The sequence below is a fragment of the Bradyrhizobium nanningense genome (genome assembly GCF_004114535.1).
Classification (GTDB): Bacteria; Pseudomonadota; Alphaproteobacteria; order Rhizobiales; family Xanthobacteraceae; genus Bradyrhizobium; species Bradyrhizobium nanningense.
Map to the genome: position 1 here is coordinate 489,799 of NZ_LBJC01000020.1, position 18,925 is coordinate 508,723.

17 protein-coding genes and 1 pseudogene are annotated in these 18,925 nt (G+C 59.2%); 11 read left to right on the top strand and 7 right to left on the bottom strand.

All coding sequences use genetic code 11. The annotated features are described in order from the left end of the window. Nucleotides 1–2: 2 nt before the first annotated feature. Nucleotides 3–1,172: a Wadjet anti-phage system protein JetD domain-containing protein gene (locus XH84_RS15305; RefSeq protein ID WP_128948405.1), complete on the top strand. Its 1,170-nt coding sequence runs from the start codon at nt 3–5 to the stop codon at nt 1,170–1,172. Nucleotides 1,173–1,308: 136 nt separating this feature from the next. On the opposite strand, the gene XH84_RS15310 is transcribed toward XH84_RS15305, so the two are convergent. After that, the gene (locus XH84_RS15310) at nt 1,309–1,641 is read right to left on the bottom strand and encodes a hypothetical protein (protein WP_128948406.1); all 333 of its coding nucleotides are present in this window, start codon (nt 1,639–1,641) and stop codon (nt 1,309–1,311) included. 397 nt (nt 1,642–2,038) lie between these two features. On the opposite strand from XH84_RS15310, the pseudogene XH84_RS15320 reads away from it, so the two are divergent. Next, nucleotides 2,039–3,040 (top strand): annotated as a pseudogene (locus XH84_RS15320) (IS3 family transposase); the annotation flags it as partial. Here the strand turns inward: XH84_RS15320 and XH84_RS40800 are convergent. From XH84_RS40800 to XH84_RS15335, 4 genes are all read right to left on the bottom strand, one after another. Next, complete coding sequence (locus tag XH84_RS40800) at nt 3,010–4,281, bottom strand: recombinase zinc beta ribbon domain-containing protein (RefSeq protein ID WP_245471733.1); 1,272 nt, start codon at nt 4,279–4,281, stop codon at nt 3,010–3,012. The pseudogene XH84_RS15320 and the gene XH84_RS40800 sit on opposite strands and share 31 nt — an antisense overlap. 56 nt (nt 4,282–4,337) lie before the next feature. Next, the gene (locus XH84_RS40805; protein ID WP_245471734.1) at nt 4,338–5,078 is read right to left on the bottom strand and encodes a recombinase family protein; all 741 of its coding nucleotides are present in this window, start codon (nt 5,076–5,078) and stop codon (nt 4,338–4,340) included. Next, nucleotides 5,068–5,238, bottom strand: coding sequence for a hypothetical protein (locus XH84_RS15330; protein ID WP_018273965.1), 171 nt, complete (start codon nt 5,236–5,238; stop codon nt 5,068–5,070). Before XH84_RS15330 ends, XH84_RS40805 begins: the two co-directional genes overlap by 11 nt. A gap of 144 nt (nt 5,239–5,382) precedes the next feature. Continuing rightward, a complete protein-coding gene (locus XH84_RS15335; protein ID WP_128948408.1) occupies nt 5,383–5,727 on the bottom strand; it encodes a hypothetical protein in 345 nt (114 codons plus the stop codon). A 118-nt stretch (nt 5,728–5,845) separates the two neighbouring features. Here XH84_RS15335 and XH84_RS15340 point away from each other — a divergent pair, with 118 nt between their 5' ends. The 9 genes from XH84_RS15340 to nolL all read left to right on the top strand — a co-directional run bounded on the left by XH84_RS15340 (nt 5,846) and on the right by nolL (nt 15,889). Then, on the top strand, nt 5,846–6,196 hold the full coding sequence (locus XH84_RS15340; RefSeq protein ID WP_128948409.1) for a hypothetical protein: 351 nt from the start codon (nt 5,846–5,848) through the stop codon (nt 6,194–6,196). A 348-nt stretch (nt 6,197–6,544) separates the two neighbouring features. Then, on the top strand, nt 6,545–7,111 hold the full coding sequence (locus tag XH84_RS15345) for a hypothetical protein (RefSeq protein ID WP_128948410.1): 567 nt from the start codon (nt 6,545–6,547) through the stop codon (nt 7,109–7,111). A gap of 498 nt (nt 7,112–7,609) precedes the next feature. Beyond that, complete coding sequence (locus tag XH84_RS39785) at nt 7,610–7,837, top strand: hypothetical protein (protein ID WP_164937381.1); 228 nt, start codon at nt 7,610–7,612, stop codon at nt 7,835–7,837. 59 nt (nt 7,838–7,896) lie between these two features. Beyond that, entirely contained in the window at nt 7,897–8,160 is a 264-nt protein-coding gene (locus tag XH84_RS15355) for a hypothetical protein (RefSeq protein ID WP_128948411.1), read from the top strand. A 20-nt stretch (nt 8,161–8,180) separates the two neighbouring features. Continuing rightward, nucleotides 8,181–8,546: a hypothetical protein gene (locus tag XH84_RS15360; protein WP_128948412.1), complete on the top strand. Its 366-nt coding sequence runs from the start codon at nt 8,181–8,183 to the stop codon at nt 8,544–8,546. A 225-nt stretch (nt 8,547–8,771) separates the two neighbouring features. Beyond that, complete coding sequence (locus XH84_RS15365; protein WP_128948413.1) at nt 8,772–10,067, top strand: glycoside hydrolase family 28 protein; 1,296 nt, start codon at nt 8,772–8,774, stop codon at nt 10,065–10,067. Nucleotides 10,068–10,319: 252 nt separating this feature from the next. Beyond that, on the top strand, nt 10,320–11,360 hold the full coding sequence (locus XH84_RS15370; RefSeq protein WP_128948414.1) for a pectinesterase family protein: 1,041 nt from the start codon (nt 10,320–10,322) through the stop codon (nt 11,358–11,360). A 447-nt stretch (nt 11,361–11,807) separates the two neighbouring features. Beyond that, nucleotides 11,808–14,066, top strand: a complete 2,259-nt coding sequence (locus XH84_RS15380) for a hypothetical protein (RefSeq protein WP_245471735.1) — start codon at nt 11,808–11,810, stop codon at nt 14,064–14,066. Nucleotides 14,067–14,809: 743 nt separating this feature from the next. Next, nucleotides 14,810–15,889 carry a nodulation factor fucose acetyltransferase NolL gene (nolL, locus tag XH84_RS15385; protein WP_128948416.1) on the top strand — a complete coding sequence of 360 codons (1,080 nt, stop codon included), beginning with the start codon at nt 14,810–14,812 and terminating at the stop codon, nt 15,887–15,889. Nucleotides 15,890–16,127: 238 nt separating this feature from the next. On the opposite strand, the gene XH84_RS15390 is transcribed toward nolL, so the two are convergent. Then, nucleotides 16,128–17,735, bottom strand: a complete 1,608-nt coding sequence (locus XH84_RS15390) for a carbohydrate porin (protein WP_245471736.1) — start codon at nt 17,733–17,735, stop codon at nt 16,128–16,130. 441 nt (nt 17,736–18,176) lie between these two features. Next, complete coding sequence (locus XH84_RS39790) at nt 18,177–18,611, bottom strand: hypothetical protein (RefSeq protein ID WP_164937382.1); 435 nt, start codon at nt 18,609–18,611, stop codon at nt 18,177–18,179. Nucleotides 18,612–18,925: the final 314 nt, after the last annotated feature.

The window sequence follows — 18,925 nt, forward strand, 5'->3', positions numbered from 1 at the left end:
CCATGGCTCGGCGTTTCACGGATGCGATCGGCCTGCTGAACGACCTGCTCAACCGCTTCGAGGCCGGGGCCGCAAGCCCGATCGCCCACCCGGACTACCCCGCCTTCCCATCAGTAGTCGCGGCGGACGCCTTCCTGAAACAAATCAGGGAAGCCGAAAGTGCCGGCGCGGTCTCCATTCGCTGGGGGCGCGGCGCCAACCGAGACCAAATGGCGCACGTGCGGTTGGTCTCGGCGGAGATCTTATACCAATATCTCGGCCGCACCCCGGCCTCGCGCATCGCGGAGCATGCCGCCGTGCGGCTTGTAGCCGGAGTGGCGCTGCACGAGTCCCTGAAGAACAGCGGCTCTCAAATCGCAGAGGTGTGGGCGCGGGGTAAGACGTGGCATGGATTCGGTTCGTCCGACGTCGACACGCTGCGCCACGCATTCGTTCTCGCCCAGGCGATCCTCGATAACAAGCATCTGGACGTCGATTACAAAACTTTCTCGCGACGTACGGTGGGGCACAGCAAGATACTCGAGCGCATCGAGGGTGCCGTGGTCCGACTTTTGAGCGGCATGATGGACTTTCCGCCTGGCGCCCGCCCCCGCGAGGCACTGCGAGCGATCGGGCTGGAGCGCTTCGCGCCGCCCCTTCTGATCGCGGGCAAGATCGACCTCGACGGAGCCGATCTTTCCAGGATATCTCCGCATTATCTCGGAATCACTCCCAAGGAAGCAGATCGCGTCCGGTTCCGGGAGCCGCCGGCCTACGTCCTAACGATCGAAAACTTCGCAAGCTTCAACCGGCACATTGCCGAGGCGGACCCCGGCCGATTAGGAACGACCATGTATGTCGGCGGGTACCCCTCGCTTGCCACCCAGCAGGCGCTGCGGACAATCGCAGGATTGGTATCCGAACAGACGCCGATCTTTCATTGGTCGGACATCGATCCGGACGGCACCTGGATCTTCCACACCATCGAGCGCGCCGTCGATCGACCAATCCGTCCCCACCTCATGAGCGTCGAAGTTGCCGAGCGTTTGGGACAAGTGCCGTTCAAAAAATCGGCGCCCGCTCGATGTCCACCGCACTCCGGTATCGCAGCTCTGGCAGCCTACCTGGCGAAAGATGGAGCCAAGACGCTCGAGCAGGAAGAACTCGATCCAGTCCTGCCAGAGTTTCATTAGGCTAAAATGCGCGCGGACGCTCGTGCTTGCGGCTTTGGCTGTCTCGCTCAAGACGTCGTTTGTTTCAAGCGCGACAACAGCACCGTCTGCAACTACGTGCTGCGGTAAAACCGACATCGTTTCTTCATAAAAACGCTCAACCGGCATTGGCATGCCGGTTGCTTGAAAATGTACGAAACCAGCTGTGACTATGATGCTCGTTCAGCATCCGGTTGAGGTATTCAGATGAAAGTTGTCCGCTTGATCGATGGCAGAGGTCTCCCCATGCGCTTTCCCAACGTGCTCCTGCCTTCGCGAACTCTGCCATCTTCGGATCGCGCTCCGGTTTGCCGGGCAGAAGCCGATTGTCTTGTAAGGGGGCTCGCAACGAATGGTGGTTCTCAACAAGAACGCCAGCGTAAAAGGCGTCCTCAGGACGATCGCTTGGCATCGCTTTAGCCCATGGCTCAGGGTGGGGCATCCGCGACATGCGGAGCCTGCGTTCTTGAAGCTAAGTGCCCGCCTTGCATCGGGGCTTGCAGATGGTCAATGAGCTAATGCAGAACGATTGGGATCTTGAGAAAATACTCAGGCAACAGGACGAGCTCAAGGTCAAGCTGCTTCGCGCCCAATCGGTTGTCGCCGAATGTAAGGCAGGATTGGCGTATCTGGAGCGGAGGCTTGAGCGTCGAGCGGTCTCATCGTCGATCGATGAACGCCAGCGCAGCTCTGCGCCAAACAATTCAATACGCAACGCACGACCGCCCAAATCCCGAACCGTCGATGATCCTGTTGACCCGGATGCAGCCGTGGCGTTTCCGCCTCGATCATGGGACCGTTGAAAGCTGCCGCCGCGCACGTTGACGGCGACAGGTTTGGTCACGGACCTGGCGAAGATCTGCCGCAAGGCCGGGATCAGCCAGGCGACCTATTTCAACTCGAAGAAGAAGTATGACGGTCTGCTGCCGACCGAGATGCGCCGACTGAAGCAGCTCGAGGAGGCGAACGGCAAGCTGAAGAAGCTGGTCGCGGACCTGTCGCTCGACAAGGAGCTGCTGCAGGACGTGATCCGCCGAAAGCTATGAAGCCTGGTCGGAAGCGCATGCTGGTTGACGCGGTCCGCAGCGAATGGCAGGTCTCGATCCGCAGGGCCTGTGACGCTCTCGAATTTGACCGCTCGACCTACCACTACAAGTCCCGTCGCTCCGGCCAGGCTGCCCTCGAACAGAAGATCAAGGAGATCTGCCATGTTCGTATCGCTACGGTTATCGTCGTGTTCACGTCCTGCTGCTTCGTGAAGGCTGGCGCCATGGCCAGAACAAGACGCGGCGCATCTATCGCGCATTGGGCCTGCAACCACGCAACAAAACGCCCAAGCGCCGGGTCAAGGCCAAGCTGCGCGATGATCGCAGGCCGGCCACACGATCGAACGAGACCTGGGCGATGGACTTCGTCCATGACCAGTTGGCGAGCGGACACAAGCTTCGCGTCCTTACGATCATCGATACCTTCTCCCGCTTCTCGCCGGCGCTGGCGCCACGATTCACCTTCCGCGGCACCGACGTGGTGGAGGTGTTGGAAAGGGCCTGCAAGGAAGTGGGATTCCCGGCAACGATCCGCGTCGATCAAGGCAGCGAGTTCGTGTCGCGCGATCTTGACCTGTGGGCCTACCAGCGCGGCGTCACGCTGGACTTCTCGCGGCCCGGCAAACCGACCGACCACGCGTTCATCGAGGCCTTCAACGGCCGCTTCCGAGCCGAATGCCTCAACACGCACTGGTTCCTCAGCCTTGCGGACGCCCAAGAAAAGTGGAGACTTGGCGCAGATACTACAACTGCGCATCAGAACACCCATCTGGCTATGTGATTGAAGAGAAGAGATTTTGTTGAGCGGGATGCGATCCCGCGGGGTATTTTGGGTTCTGTCGCGCTCGTTCGGCGATAGATTGAGCAGCAGTTGTTATCAGCCAGGTGCGGGCGAGGATCCAAGGACCATCCGGCAGAGGATGGATGGATTCGATCTCGCCGGCTTCAGCGGCCAGTCGGAGCGTCTTGGGCGCGATCTTCAGGAGCTTTGCGGCGTTGCCAAGGTTGAGCCATGGCTCGATCCCGTCCTCGGCGGGCTTGAACACCGGGATTTGGAAGTTCGAGCGCATTGATGTGACGCGCTCGCGGGTCCAGCGATTGCCGTTACCGGTCTTGAGGCCGTTGCGATTGAGGAGGCCGGCAATCAGATCGTCGCTGGCGATCAGCACCAGTTGACGCACGGCCTGGACGATATCGGCAGAGGTGCTGTTGCGCTGTCCGCGCCGGCGCTTCGGCAAGCGCAACTCGCTGTGGGCGCCCCCCACCCAATGGACCACGAGAATGATCTCCGAGGCAGGGTCGTCGATATCGGCCACGACCTCATGGATGAGGGTGCGCACAATGCGCTTCTTGAGGCGAGCATCCGTCGTCGGCGCATCCCAGACCGTTTTGAGGTTCGAGGCCAGAACGCCGAGCGAGGCTGGATCAGCAAGGCGGGCGGGCATCGCCGCATCATGCATGGCGATCTTGGCCTCAACCTCCGCCGCGTGAGCGAGCGCTCTGTTCCAGCGGGCTTCCAGCTCACCGGCCACCAGCCGGTTCGCGGGATCAGCGGCATCGTATTGCCGGAAAGCCCTGTCGGCGGCATAGCGCGCCGCTTCGAGGTCGCGAGTGAGGGCATCGCGTACCTGATCGCGCCGTTCCCTGGCCCCCTTGGCGGCAGCGGTTGCGGCAGCGACAGCGCCCGGACCGACGACTCCAAGCAGTGCTTCCTCGATGGCGTCATCGACGCGCAGTCCGCCGAAGGCGATGCAGTGGGCCCCGCCATTGTCCATCCAGGCGCGGCTGCAGCTGTAGCGCGGGATATGGTTTTCCATGCCGGAGTACCGGAGTGTGAGCTTGCGACCGCAGCGCTTGCAGCGGATCAGACCGGCCAGCAGCGCGTCACCATGCTTGGGCGCGCCGTGATGCCGACTGGTGGGAACATTGCTGCTGATCATGGTGCGAATCGCCTCGAACTTCTCCCAGCTCACATAACCTTCGTGAGTGTTGGGCTTCAGCGTCAGCCATTCGTTCCGCGCCTTGCGACGGATCTTCGCGCTCACGCCCGCGGTGCTGTATCCCGCCGCCACAGCTGTCTTACCATAGGCATAGGCGCCGCCTAGACCGGGTTCTCAATGATCCGGTGGATGGCAGAGTAGTTTGGTCGCCGCCAGGCCGTGTCGCCGTTGGTCTGCTTCACCGGCAGATCGAGATTGTACTCGTGGAGCCAGCAGAGCGCCTGTCGCGCGCTGCCCAGTTCCTCGACCTTGTCGAACACCAGCTTGATCGCTTCCTGGACGCGCCGATCCGGATCTTTCTCATAACGGTCGCCGGCCTTCACGAAGCCGACCGGCGCTGTCACAACCAACTCGCCCCGGCGCGCCTTCTCGTACCGGGCCGAGAGCGAGCGCTGGCGCAACAGATCCAGCTCGTACTCGTTGAGGCTGCCCTTGAGCCCGAGCAGCAGGCGGTCGTTGCCGTGCCTTGGCGCATAGACGGTCTCTTGATCGACCAGAACGGTATCGACCACGCGGCACATCTCGATGAGTTGCTGCCAATCCCGGCTGTTGCGGGCGAAGCGCGAGACCTCGCGGGCGCAAACCGCACCAACCTTGCCGAGGCAGACCTCCGCCACCATTCGCTCGAATCCGGCGCGTTGTATGCCGCCGGCGGCTGAACGACCGAGATCATCATCGATCACTTCAATCTCTGACCACCCGAGTGCCGTCAGCCGGTCTCGCATGGCGTATTGGAGCGCGCTGCTCTCGCGATTGTGCAACACCTGATGGGCCGAAGACTGACGCACGTAAAGAATCGCCTTGCGCTCCAGATGATGAGGCCTGACCTTGTCAGAGATCATGATCGACCTCCTTCGCGGGCGGCGTCGCTGTCATCGCTGCATGGTCGAGGATCAACTGCGTCATCAGGCTCGTGAGCGCTGCCCGCGCTTCTGCGGGCAGATCCAGCCATGTCGGCGCGCCGATGGCGCCGTTCGATAGGCCACTCCCGAACAGATCCATCTGCTGCTGCGGCCGCGGTTGTCGATTGTGTCGGTATCCGCTCGCTGGCACTGCCGTCTGCCGTGACATGAGTCTCTCCCCGATTCTGGTCGTGAGAGGCTCTGGATGCGCCAGAAAGCAGGGCAGCTAATGGCGTTCGATCCTTCAACGCCAGATCGAGAAGCGTAGAGAGCGCCGCAAGTGCTTCGATGCTGACAAACGGCTGAGCTGCCAAAAGCTCGGCGTCAGGGCATGCTGCCCGATCGAACATCCATTCTGGAACCTCCAACCATCGATCCGCTTGCGATCCATCCAGAGAGCAGCGGAAAGCGACATCATCAGCCTTCCCGACCGTTCCATGAACGCAAACTCGGCGACCAAACCAAGGATGAAATCGATAAAGAACCTCGCGAAGAACGGTTTTGTGGGCGTTCTTGAGTCTTGTTGTACAATGAAGAGCGGCCCCATGGCGCGATCGGCAACAGGCCGCCGATTTTGCTGCAAAACCACGTCGGCGCATCCAGCCCGGCAACGTGATCACGGCGAAAAACTCTAGTTCTGGATGGTCCAAAGTTCGGCCTCGCTGCAACCCCAACGGGGACTCTAACTGCGGCTGGATGAAACTTCGGTGGCAGGTCATGTCGCGAACGGTATGAGCGTGACGCCGTCGCTGAAAACTGAACTCACGCGGAGATTGTGTCGGCTGTGGCCTTCAGCCGCTTGGCGGCTGCGTGGTCGAATTGGAGCGCTGATTGCTGCCGCCTTCTATGATCCTATGATTCGTGAGTTGCGCGCGTTGTTGTCCAACCGTTGGCTCCTGCACCATGGGGCCGGGACCATCGTCGCACAGATCAAAAGCCCAGATCTGACCCGTTCGATTCTCGCGGATTTTCTTGCCGGAGATATCGATCATCTGCTCAATCTTGCCGAGATGCAGCCTGCAGTGAGCGCAATCGGTAATGAAGCTCTCGGCATGTAGGTCACTCGTGCCTGTCGCGACGGTGCGTCCGAAAAGGACCTGGAGGCAATATCTTCACTCATCGGACATTTAGATCCGACACAGCTATCCGACGAATGTCTGCTGGCGGTCGCGCTTGATGAGTGCTTGCCGATCTACATGCGTCTGGAAGCTTTCGCCCTTCGTTCCACACCAGTGGACCCGCGAGCCATGCAGCAACAATTTGAAGTGACCGCAAACCGAAGATGCTACCAGGAGGCGCGGCAGACCTCCCCTCGTCGGCCACAAAGCAGTACGTTCTATGCTTGAAAGGCCCGCCCTGTGGTCTATTGTCCTTAGTCCTAGGACAAAGGACGGAAGCGAATTTGCATGAAAAGTCAAGACCTTGTTGTATTGCTTAAGCTCGTGAGCCTTGAGCAGGCCAAGAATGAGCGCGATGCGCATCCTGGGGACGCTGCGTATCACGCTGACCCTTACTCAGTACGCAGCCTGGAATCAGCCCTTGGTATCAGCAAGACAGAGATCAATGCCTCGATCAACCGGAGCCTTTCGTCGGGACTTGCAGTCAAAGATCGGGAATCCGGCCACGCAAAGCCTAACCGCCGCAATCTCCATAATTTTGTGGTGCACGGATTGAAGTTCGTTTTTCCGGCTAAACCGGGTGCGATGACCCGGGGCATCCCCACCGCCTTTGCAGCCGCCCCCCTTAAAAATCTTCTTATCAGCGCAGGAGAGTACATTTATGTCTGGCCGTACGCAAAAGGCAAAGACATGGGGCAGGCGGTAGAACCGCTGTACAAAAGCGTACCCCAGGCCATTCAAAAAGACGATCGTCTGTATGAATATCTGGCCCTTATCGATGGTGTCAGGCTTGGAAATCAAAGGGAGGCTGGGTTCGCGGCCGAGCGTCTATCGGAAAGGCTTCTCAGAAAATGACCATTTCCTCGACGGGAATATCAAGGGACCTGAAGGCCGGGTCGATATTGCACGAGAGCGCTTTGTCGCCATAAGCCAGAGCGATGCTGGCGAGTGAGAGGGGAATGGAGATCAACTGGCGCAGTGAGCAAGGAAAGAGGACGCGCGATAACCGGGATTGCGGGGGAGTCGGAGTGCGCGCCGATGCCGTGTTATTTCTCCTTAATGTCGTAGATTGGTACGTCGCCACAGACATGCCGCAACGATAGAAAGCCTCAGCGCGTAGTTGCGCCGCACTCATCGCAGTTTATCTCCGCGGTTTCCGCGCGACAGCGCGAGCTACGTGCTCACCCACTTAGCGAACAGAGGGACGGCGCACGCTGGCGATTGTATGTTAGGAAGCCGCGAGCAAACCGGCGCGGTACATTGGTTCACCAAGCCGCATACGCTGGCCAATCCGATAGGTGAAGTCCCGTTTGACGAGATTGCCAGGAGTCCTGCCAGTCCGGCATCGCGTGAATGATACTGGCTGACGATGTCTCCCAAGCGGTCGGCTCCGCCGAGGTCGATCTTGCCCGCGATCAGCAGGGGCGGCGCGAAGCGCTCCAGCCCGATCGCTCGCAGTGCCTCGCGGGGGCGGGCGCCAGGCGGAAAGTCCATCATGCCGCTCAAAAGTCGGATCACGGCACCCTCGATGCGCTCGAGTATCTTGCTGTGCCCACCGTACGTCGCGAGAAAGTTTTGTAGCCGACGTCCAGATGCTTGTTGGCGCGGAGAGCGAGCCGCTGCGGGAGGTGAAGCCATGGATGGAGCAGCTCATCTCGGATATCGAATCCAATGAGCTGCGCCAGTATGAACGGCAGGCGCGGGATGCGGCGGAGAAGGCGTCCACCCCGCTGCGCGGCGAGTTCATCAATGCGCTCACGGCCCGAATCGGAAAGATGCGGTCCTGGAGGTGTCGGCTAACGGCGGTCAACTTAAGTCCGGACGTCAGGCGGAGCGTTGCCGGTGCGAATGCAATCCAGTCGTCAGCTTTTCGAAAGCTTCTCCGAATACGCACAGCCCACTGATCTCAGGACGGGAGGCTGGCGTGGACTCGCACAATTTCGCTATATCCAATGCTGCCTCTCCGCCATCGGGACAGCAAGCCGTTCTAGACGATCAGCAAGCGAACCAGGCGGAAGAAGATGCCTTTGAGCAACAATTGGATTCAGCACGCGTGGGCGATCCAATCGGCCTTGCCCGGCGCCCCGGCCGCAAACCGCGGTTGAATGTCTCGCGCGAGGATCATGATTACATTCAGCTCGCTAACACGCTCTTGAAGCAGAACAAGCACGTAGGTATGGCCTTGCGACCGCTTCAAGAACAGCGCGGGGTCAACAGCAACAGTCAGGGTCAGGCGCTTGCGTGCTTCGGCTCCGGGCCGTACTGGGCGCGCGCCAGTTGCTCCAAGTGACGCGGATGCGCCGCTTAGCGAACTCCTCATCCAGCAGCCGGCAAAGCTTCTGCGGTGTCTAGTGCAGTGAGCGCCCCTGTCGGTTCTTGCCGGGTGTTTTCGGTCGAATAAAGCGCAAAGGGTGCGCCTGCGCGGGCCAGTGACGCGCGCGGCGGCTCGATCGAGTTAGCGCTCCATACCAGACAGGGACGGGGCGGGGATGCGTGACAAAGTACGAGGAGGTCAATGACAAAGCGTTTTCGCAACTGGGCCCTACTGTCCACACTTATCTCCATGGTTGTCGTCCCGGCCGCGAAAGCGCAAGACCGCCGGATTATCACCGAACCTGTTGCACCTCATACGGTGTGCGATCGCCCCGTTCCGTCTGGCAAGGAAGATACGACCACGTTGCAAGATGCAATCGACCAATGCCCCTCCGGGGCCGCTGTGTATTTAGGGCGTGGCGAGTTCCGGTCGGGCCCACTTGAGATGAAATCGGGCGTGACCTTATGGGTGGGGCGCGGTGCGATCCTGATCGCCATTCCCGAGCCTGCTGCTTACGACAAAGGCCTCGGACAATGTGGTCGCGTTGCAGGCAAGGGTGACGGTTGCCGGCCGTTTATCAGCTTTTCCAAAACGCGTGGCGGTGGCATCTACGGGGAGGGCATCATCGATGGTCAGGGCGGCGCAACGATTGGCGGCGGAGCGGAAACTTGGTGGCAGCTGGCGCGCCGCGCCCAAGCGGAGGGCGGCAACCAGAACGCGCCGCGCTTGATCCAGATCGATCATGCGCAGGATATTACGCTGTCCGGTGTCACCTTGCGCAACTCTCCGAATTTTCATGTCGCGATGAACCGGGTCGAAGGTGCCACGTTTTGGGGCCTCACGATCGATTCACCGGCGGATGCCCGCAATACGGATGGTATCGACCCTGGCGCCAGTCAGGATGTAACCATCACCCATAGCTCAATCCGTACGGGTGACGACAACGTCGCAATCAAGGCCGGCGACAATGGCTCGAGCAGCCATATCTCGATCATTGATAATTATTTCGGCTGGGGGCATGGCATGTCGATCGGCAGTGAGGTGAATTCCGGGGTCAGAGACATATTGGTGCGAAATCTGACGCTCGATGGTACGACGTCGGGCCTGCGCATCAAGAGCGATGTTAGTCGAGGCGGTCTCGTCGAGAGCGTGACTTATGAGTACGTGTGCCTGAGGGGCAACCGGTGGCCGCTAGCTTTCGATACAAAATATGATCCGCGCGCACAAGGCACGAGGGTTCCGGTCTATCGGCAAATTGTTCTCCGTCACGTGCATGGCGATACTGGTGTGTTGCTGATGCGCGGCTTAGACGAGGGGCATAAACTTGACGTAACACTCGAAGATGTCCGGTTTGCCAATTCCGCGACTTGGCAGGTTGAACATGCCAAGGTCACCGCAAATCACTCTGACGTATCGCCGCCGCTGCCCGGCCGAGCTACACAACCGCTGCGCGGATCGGAGGTATGTTCCAGGGCATTCCGCGATGGCAATCGGTAAGCACTACCCCCGGCGCCGAACTCAGGTGGTGAGTTCCGCGTCCGGGCCGGGCACTGGTGTTGACGAAGGTCGGCCTTATGTCCCGAGTTGGTTGCAATTGGCCGACGATTGCGGAGGGCCGAAAAATGCGAAGGTGACGTGCAGGTTCTGATTTGGTGATGAAAATCTCTTGTCCAATGTGACGGCTATCCTGCTGAGATACGCTCTATCGACTGCGTCGAGCGTGCCGCTGGCTCAACGAGTGTAGGATCCATGCGTATTTTCGTTTCCTCCGCTGTGCTTCTGGCGGGATGTTTCTGCATCCCCGCGGCGTGCGCTGAGCCACTGTTGGTGTCGCATGCCGGAAGTGCAGACTATCACTCCGTGCAGCAGGCCATCGACGCATTGCCGGCGGAAGGCGGAGATGTCCAGATCGCGCCAGGCATCTATCGCGAGAAGGTCAAAATCTCCAAATCCGGTGTTCATCTCTCAGGGACTGGTAGCAATCCGGAGGATACCGTTATTGTGTATGGCGACAGCGCGATCAACGTAGGAGGAACCGCCCGCTCGGCTACGCTGGATGCCACTGGCGATGACTTTCGGCTCGAGAACCTGACCATCCAGAACGACTACGCCCTCAATCCGGTCAATCCACCCTCGCAGGCGGTCGCGCTGTCCCTTACCGGAGACAGGGACGTCGTTACGCGTGTCCGCTTGCTCGGAGCCCAGGACACGCTGTTTGCCGGCAAGGGACCAAACGGCAGAATGTCACGGCAATACTTCTCGAACTGCTACATCGAAGGGCACGTCGATTTCGTATTTGGCAACGCCAAGGCCTGGTTCCGGCGGTGTGAGTTACACGGCATCGCCAATCAAGCGGTCGTCTTTACCGCTCAGAGCAAGGCTGCACCGGATGAGGACAGCGGCTATGCTTTTGATCATTGCACCTTAAGTGCCGACCCTGCCGCGCGCTATATCGCGCTTGGCCGCCCCTGGCGGCCGTACGCCACAGTGGTCTTCCTGTGGACAAAGATAGAAGCACAGGTCATTGCGGAAGGCTGGCGCGAATGGACTCCCGGCAAGACCAGCAACTTGAGCACCAGCTATTATGCCGAATATAGATCCTTCGGGGTCGGGGCTAATCCCTCAGGCCGCGAACCTCACTCCCATCAACTGACGGATGGCCAAGCCGCGAGATGGTCGCTGGGAGCGTTCTTCGGGGGTGCCACAGATTGGCTGCCAATGGAACCATATCGATGGAAGAAAAAGCAAACGCTCACGGTGGGGGGACGACGGCGATCCTCGGATGAATGATGGAGGCGAGCGGACATAATTGAGAGTGGTGTGCAGCAACGAAACTGCTGGGAGTGTGAGGGGCAGCGCTTCGGCTGTTACGCCACTTTTAAGAGAGCTCGTTAAGACGCTCCATCTGCCAGCGCGCGTTACATCGGATCGCGGCTGAGTGAACCCGGCCGTGATGCTTGAATTCCTCGCACAAGCGACGGGCGATCCATCGGTCTTATCGGTTTACGAATTTCGGCGATTGGAACAGGCCTGCGAAGAGGTGCGAAAAATTGGAGTGCCCCGTCCTGTCGCCAGGCGGCGCCCATGCGAGGCTGTTAATCGCGGAGCAATGTCCTGATCTCGTCAGCTTTCCGAAAGGTTGCGGCTACAACAATCGACAATCGTTTTCTTCGTAGACGATCTGCTACCAGGCAGTACCGATTGCTGTAGGGCTTATACAAACATGAGGAGAGCAGGGTGGATCCGGTTGACCCATTCTTCGATTTAGGAGCCTGGATGCGGGAGTACGCCGCGCTGCAGGGGCGGACCGCGCAGCGAGGGGACAACTTAAGTGAGCACGGTGATTTTGAACGGCAGCTGGAGGGTTTGCATCTCGATCCCTCTGATGAGAGCAAGTCAAGTTCGCCTGATCGGGCTCCCAAAGGAGAGGGGCGAGCAGTCGGGCGGGAGAATTTCGGCGGGTCGATGCGGGTGCCGCCGCACTCGGCTTTTAGAGAGAGTGCGCTGGGCGACAGGCGCCGGAGCGTAGACATTCCCAGCTTTCAGCTTCCCGCTTCGGCGCAAGTGCCGCAGCCTAGTTTGCGAGATGATCTGTTCAGCAGCGCTCGCTACAGCTTTCCGTACGCAGAGTCTGCCGCGTCGGCCAAGAGCGGAAAAAACGGCGGATTATGGTCACGCTTCAAGTCGGGAGTCGGCAAGGCTTTTGGCGGGAGCAGCAGCGAAAAGTCCTCGCGCGACGCGGGACAGGCGGACACCTTTTCCACGAATCTTCGCATTGACTACGCTAGGCAGCCGGGCCGGACGCGCGGGGCGCCTGTCCCTGACGCGGACGAGGTGCTGATAAAAGATTTCAGAAACAAGGCGGCGGGTAACCTCACCGACGGCACGATCAAGAATGCGGCAGCCGAGCTGCGCCATTTGAGTGTGCGCCTGAGCACGGCCGGCAGGCCCTCAATTGCGGATCGAATTCGGCGAGAATTGGAAAACGCGCAGCAGGACAACCCGCAGGTGGAAAACGAGCAGCTAGAAGCTGAACTCGATCAGGATGTCGATACCTATGCAAAGGACCGCAGCACGCGCATCAAGGCGGCCTTGAAGAAGCTCCGTGAGGTCGTTGCCGGAAATGCCCTGGCGCCTGATCTCCGCCGACTGGCTCCTCACGGCGCGGACGCAACCCTCATCGGCATGTGGGCGGCGGCAGAAAAGGCAACACGCAGGATCGAGCCGGAGACGATCGACAGGCAAGCTCGCCGTATGTCGAGGCTGAGTGAGTGGCTGCAGACGAATAATAGGCCACCGATGGCCGGCCGACTTTCCACCCCCGCGCTTGTCCGGGATCTCGAGGAGTACAGGCGCGAAACCAAGGATAAGAAGATCAACGCTGATCTGGTCAAGCTTGGCCAATACGCGCAAATCCTGGAGGCGAACAGGGCGCTTGGATTGAGGCCTCCTGAGGATCCGGGCCAGCCTTCTCGGCAAGCTGCTCGACAGCCGCATTCACTGCAGGATCCTCCCGCAACGCGGGCTAGCCCGAGCGCGGGAGCCTGGGATTGGCGTGGCGAGCAGGTCCACGGGCCCAACATCTTGATGCCACCGCCGCCCAGCCATTGGCAGGCCGGTTCGTCGCAGCAGCTTCCCGCAACCCCGGCGACGCCGAGCGCCGGAGCCTGGAACTGGCTTGGCGAGCAGATCCACGGACCTGCCTCACCAGAGCCAGCGCCGCACTGGGCCGCGCAAGCGCATCCGCCACTTGAGCTTCCTGCTACACCGGCCACCCCCAGCCAGGGAGCCTGGGCCTGGCTTGGGCAACAGATGCAAGACCCCGCATCGCCGTCGTCCGTGAGGCCTCGATCGTCAAACATCTACGGCGGTCTGGATTCCTTCGTTGATCTGGATCCACCCACACCGCACGACTTGCGTGACGATGCGCGCTCTGCGCCAGCATCTGAATTTGCAGCCGCTTCGTCGTTCGCGGGACCGCCGGGGGCGGCTCCGGAGCTGCGGGATATTGGCGCGATCGTTGGCGCCGGCTGGCGCCACGGCTCTCAGGCGGCTTCAGACGTGTTGATCGATGTATTGGGCAATATCCATCTGCTGCCAAACCAGTTCGGGCCAAGTCAGTTTGTGATCAATGGGGAGCGCTATTCGGCGACGCTTGGACCGGGAGGCCGCAGGGATGTTCGCCTGATCCATCATCCCCGCCTGAGCCAGCCGGATGAACCTGGCCCGTCTCGGTCGCTCCATCGTCCCCGGCCGATCGTGCCAGCGGCGCAATCCGGTGAGGGGCCCGTTGATCTTGGGTATCTGATCCGCGGGGGATGGGAGCACCGCGAGCGATTCCTGCCGGATTATCTTGTCCGCGCCCTCGAAGGCCAGCGCATCATGCCCGAAGTTGGGCGCCCAACCTATTTCGAGATCCGCGGAGTGCCTTACAGGGGCGAATTGGTGGAAAGCGAAGGCCGCCAGCGCGTACGCATTTATCCTGAACGTGGCTGAAGAGGCAGCAGGGCGGCAATCGGGCTTTCGGCGGGGCAGCTCGCGTAAGGCGTTCTATGCGAGGCCTTTGGCAGGCGATGGATCGGTTGCAGGGGCACGGCCTGAACCGTCCTGCCTCCTCTTTGTAGAATCTGCCAAGGAATTCTACGAATTTGGTGCATGCCCGGACCTGCCTTCTGCATCCCTGATCCTTTCACATAGTCCGACAATTCTTGTCTTGAAAACCGCAGCTACTACAGATCGAACGAATTCGTGATTGATGGAGCACCGCGCCGAGTGCAGGCGATGGACAAGCGCCAAGAACATGGCCACCAAACGAAAGTTTGCTGACGAAGGCGTTTCCTGATGGCGGCCCAAATTCTTCGGCGGGCGCGGTACTTCGCAACGCATAGCTTAAGCCTTCACGCGCAGCTCAGTATTGCGCTATGTAAAGTCTCCTCGCGCTGCGCTGCAAACACCTGGCCTGCTCGGGAGTAGAGTGCAAGGTCCCGCTGGACCGGGGAAGCCGATGAAAGCGAGCTTGGTGCGACAAAAATCGATAAACCATCGTATAGCTCGTTTCCCCCTTCCTTTCGGTCTTTATCGCACAGTCAGCTATTGGAGCGTAGACTCTCGGTGACAATTATCTCCGCTGTCATCGGATATCTCGATTTCCATGCAAACAGACTACGCAACACGTGCCCTTAACAATAGGTGTTGGCCAACCCCAGCATGTATTCGGCTGGTTGGATAAGTGTGCCGAGATGTTGATACGTCATGCAACAGGAAAGGTTGTGCCTGAGACAGCGTACGATCGCGATCTCGCTTTGGACTTCATCAAAGGAGTGCTCATCATTTTAGTGATCGTTGGTCACCTGATCCAATATATCCTCTATCAAAACGCAGGATTTTGGGATTCGGCATGCTTCAAATGGATCTACATGTTTCACATGCCCCTCTTTATGGCGATAAGCGGTTATCTTTCTTGCCCAGCGCTACTGGTAAAGTCGTTCACGCAAGCTGTCGGCGATCGTGCGACGCAGCTCCTGGTGCCGATGCTGTTTTGGTGCTCTCTTCTGGAGTCATTGAAGTTTACCGTGTTTCCCCGATCGACGGACGCACCAGGCACCGTTTTGCAGTTCCTGAATGAGTTCGTCGGCACATACTGGTTCGTCTGGGCCGCGTTCATTTGTTTTATTCTCGTTAAATCTATTTCGATCTTCAATCGTTGGTCGCCCTGGGCCTTGTTCGTATCCGTCATTCTGGTCGTGCTTGCGCCTCTGACTTTTTCTATATTCCCTCTCATAAAGTATATGTACCCGTTTTTTTGCCTGGGATTCTCATTTGCGCAGTCGAGAGAACGGTGGACGAGCATAATGCGCTCTCACAGGCCGTTCTTGATTATGTCTGCCCCAATAGCGGCTATGATGTGCTCTCTGGCCTGGCGTAACGACACTTATGTCTACAACAATCTCGCTTTGGTCCAGGATTTGCAGTCGGCAAAAAATGTGCTCCTGATGTTTCTCGGCTCCGCAGCTGCCTCAGCGGTAATGATTGAGGTCATGCTTCGATGCTGGAATATTGGTCGCTCAAATCGGGTGGTCCGCTATATCGCCGCGAAACTGGGGCCGAGCACGCTCGTGCTGTACTTGATTCAGGGTACGGTATTCCGTCTCATGGATTCCATACAGTATGGAGAACTTTGGGACCCCACAATGAGGTCTGCCGCGGCTGCATTTCTCGGGACAATGATTGTTGCCGCCGCGCTAGCGGTTCACTGGAGCGTGGGCGACATTCCTTATCTGTCCCAGCTCATGCTCGGAGTGCCACCCCGCTCACACTGAGTAGCTGTAACCGAGATCTGATCGGGAGGCTCTCGCAAACCATCCTAGATTGCAGGGTGTGAACCTGCTGTCAGGCGAGACAATCTGGAAAAATGTCCTCGAAAAAAGGGTCGTTGCTCCACGTAATTTGCTTCCCTCGAACGTCCAGCGCAGATGCGGCCGATCCCTTCAAGGGGAGCGCGAAGGTCCGATCCCAATGCGTCACGATAACGTCGGAGCAGAACGGCGCTTGCGATGATCAGAAGAATATCAACGTAGATACCAACAGATTGAGAGCGTGTTCCGTTTGGGGCGTGTGTGTGATGCTTGTCGGGTAATGAATGTATGACAGTCCGACGCTTGCATATATCCCCGGAGCGAGATGCGCGATGTATGTTCCCGTGACTGCTGTGCTATCGCGGTGCGCAAGCTGGCCTTTAGCCAGAGCAGCATCCACTGCAAGCTTACTCCAGGCCGTGTTGGTCGCAACGAGAGCAATCAGATCACTGGGCCGGTTATCAAAAGGTCCCTTCGCATAAAGACGAAGCTCGCAATACCGGCTGATCCTGTTGCGCTCAGGTGGAGCTCCCATAACGGAAAAGCCGCCGTAGATGCCGCGAGACGGCGACCCAAGGGCGTCACTCTGCCAGAGCTGCCTGTCCGCAGCGATGTAGTGAAAATTATTTCCGGTCTCCCTTTGTTGCTTGGGATCCGCCAAATTCGTGTAGCGGCTACTGTTCAAGCCAACGCCCGCCCGCAGCCACGTGTCGGGTACGCCGGGAGCAGCCTTGCTCTTGTAGCCGGCTTCTTCGACGACAAGGATGCCTGCATTGGCCGTGCTCCAGTTCAAGCCGGTGGGATTCTCGGTTATATGGGCATAGGCACCATCTGGACTGATTGAGCGCTGGACGGAGACCTTGCTGTACAAGCGAGCGTCAAAATTGTACTTCAAGTTGGCCGCGGGCGTCGGCGCGGCATTGGTGCTCATCCCAGCCTGGAACAAGGCAGACATGTTCGATCCTGTGATCCCTCCGAACAATGTGCCGGTGAATTCATTCTGGTTTCTGAGGTAGCCAAGTTTGAGTTCTAGTGTCCTGTCGAAGAAGGTCTGATAGTAGGCGAGCGTATTGAGTCCCACTCGATCTGGCCCTGGGCGATCCCACGTCCAGTATTGCTGCTCGGCTCCTACGACAATCTGTCCGTCGGCAATGCCAAACCGGCTCAGATCGTAGGTGACGATCATGAAGTTCGCCGACGCGAAAGTCGGATTCTGGCCCATATAGAGCTGGTTTGCGATAGTGCTTCTGGCTGCATGCGGTAGCTGGTTGCTCGCAAAGGAGTTATGTGTCCACCCGATATAGCCGATGCCGACGTCCGCCAGCGCAGATCTAACGCCCCCCTTGTCCTGATCAATCGTATCTGCAGGACCAGGGATGGGGAACCACAACCCTTTTTCACGCAGATTGTCGTACCTTTGGAAGGGATCGACGGTTTTTTGCGGTCTCGTCTGAGTAACCCTGTCCGCATTGGCGCGCTTCTCGAAACGCACTCCGGGACCTGCTGCTGGCGCCGGGGCAGGAGGGCGGATTGCCTGACGGATCAGGTCGATCGGGAGCTTTGCGGTCCGGTCGGGAGTCTTTCCTCTTTTGCTGGCCTGATCCAGAGGGTGGTTACTAGGATCAAGTCCGCTCGCGGTTTGTGCCAGTACGGAATTGCCGACCAGACAAGCCGCTAGCGACACTGCGATAACAAGCCCAGATTGCTTTCCCCTTGGTCTGAAATGAAAAAAAAGTGCCGCCGTAGCCGCGTATGTCCGGGGCGAGGTCGTCGCAAGAAGGCAATCAGGCATGGCGTAGTTCGGGTCCATGTCTGCCGGCCATGAATAGATTGAACTGCGGCCTGATTGGCCCGGAGCGAGCTCCCGGCCCAGTGTGGCACGCGCCTGCTTCCACATCGTCATTGCGAGCGCAGCCAAGCAATCCAGAACCCCTCCGCGGCGGGGCGGTCTGGATCGAGCCGTCGCCAGCGCTCCTCGCAATGACGAGCAAGCGGCATCGCCGGCGTCGTTTCGCGTCCGAGGGTGAGGGGGGCACGCCAGAACTCGATCTATCCGAACAGAGCCACTCAGGCGTCCTGAACCTCTCAGCTCGCGGCGCGATGATGATCTGGTCCGAAACTTTGCTTGTGCATGACGCCGGTGCGCCGAGAGCCAGCGGAGAGCGCTGGCTCGGCAAATGCTCGCGAGCGCGCGGGGGCTTGCTGCCCTGGCCACCAGAACATTGCGAATGTCCACCTTGCTCATCGTGAGTCAGGCGAGTCTGGCGGTGCCGCGCATCTGCATCGAAGGCGGCTTTCTGGACCAAACGGCAGCTACCAGAAAGCAAGGTTCGCCGTGCAAGAGGCTTGGCTTTACGCAGCGCTTCATTGGTATCGTTGTCAGCGAAACACGAGACGATCGGCGGGTTTGAAGGCCAAAGAGCCTTTGAATTTGCGCACGCGGCAACCACACCACAACGTCCAACGTGATGGCCCATGAGACCAGAGGAATCAGCCATCGAGCAGCTTTGGCGGATATCGGCGAGTAGTTGCTGGCTGCCGTCGGCGCGGCAAAACCTGTCTTGCATCCAAAACCTTGATGTGCGCGGCGTTCGTCGGTCACGCTTGCCACGTGCTCGTCATCTCGAACAACCTGCCGGAACTGGTAGTTGATCAGGTGCAATGTTTGCCGGTCCAATCGCGCCATTGCGGCTCGATCAGCCGTGGCGCTTACGTGGCGCGTCCCAGACAAAGTTGCTGGTCTGGACAATGCGTGAGGCGGGCTCCATCGAACACTTGCAGGAATCAGTGGACGGTTTGCATTCGTGCCGGGGCACACAGTAAGAAAATCTGCAAGGTTCTTCTGAACGATGAGAGAATGCTGCGCCATCGCCGACAAAGTCGAGAACCATTGCTCGCTGGTGGCGCTATCATGGAGAACGTGCGCAAATTGTCGCGCTGCGTTGCTCGAGAAGGAGCGTTTCATAGGAGCAGGCGAAGCCGATCGGGCAACTCGCCAAG

Coding starts and splice junctions, on each gene's coding strand:
- XH84_RS15345 (WP_128948410.1), top strand. CDS start 6,545: ATGAAAAGTCAAGACCTTGTTGTATTGCTTAAGCTCGTGAGCCTTGAG.
- XH84_RS15305 (WP_128948405.1), top strand. CDS start 3: ATGGCTCGGCGTTTCACGGATGCGATCGGCCTGCTGAACGACCTGCTC.
- XH84_RS40805 (WP_245471734.1), bottom strand. CDS start 5,078: ATGATCTCTGACAAGGTCAGGCCTCATCATCTGGAGCGCAAGGCGATT.
- nolL (WP_128948416.1), top strand. CDS start 14,810: ATGTTGATACGTCATGCAACAGGAAAGGTTGTGCCTGAGACAGCGTAC.
- XH84_RS15355 (WP_128948411.1), top strand. CDS start 7,897: ATGGAGCAGCTCATCTCGGATATCGAATCCAATGAGCTGCGCCAGTAT.
- XH84_RS15365 (WP_128948413.1), top strand. CDS start 8,772: ATGACAAAGCGTTTTCGCAACTGGGCCCTACTGTCCACACTTATCTCC.
- XH84_RS39790 (WP_164937382.1), bottom strand. CDS start 18,611: ATGGCGCGATTGGACCGGCAAACATTGCACCTGATCAACTACCAGTTC.
- XH84_RS15330 (WP_018273965.1), bottom strand. CDS start 5,238: ATGGATCTGTTCGGGAGTGGCCTATCGAACGGCGCCATCGGCGCGCCG.
- XH84_RS15390 (WP_245471736.1), bottom strand. CDS start 17,735: ATGGACCCGAACTACGCCATGCCTGATTGCCTTCTTGCGACGACCTCG.
- XH84_RS39785 (WP_164937381.1), top strand. CDS start 7,610: ATGATACTGGCTGACGATGTCTCCCAAGCGGTCGGCTCCGCCGAGGTC.
- XH84_RS15370 (WP_128948414.1), top strand. CDS start 10,320: ATGCGTATTTTCGTTTCCTCCGCTGTGCTTCTGGCGGGATGTTTCTGC.
- XH84_RS15310 (WP_128948406.1), bottom strand. CDS start 1,641: ATGTCGCGGATGCCCCACCCTGAGCCATGGGCTAAAGCGATGCCAAGC.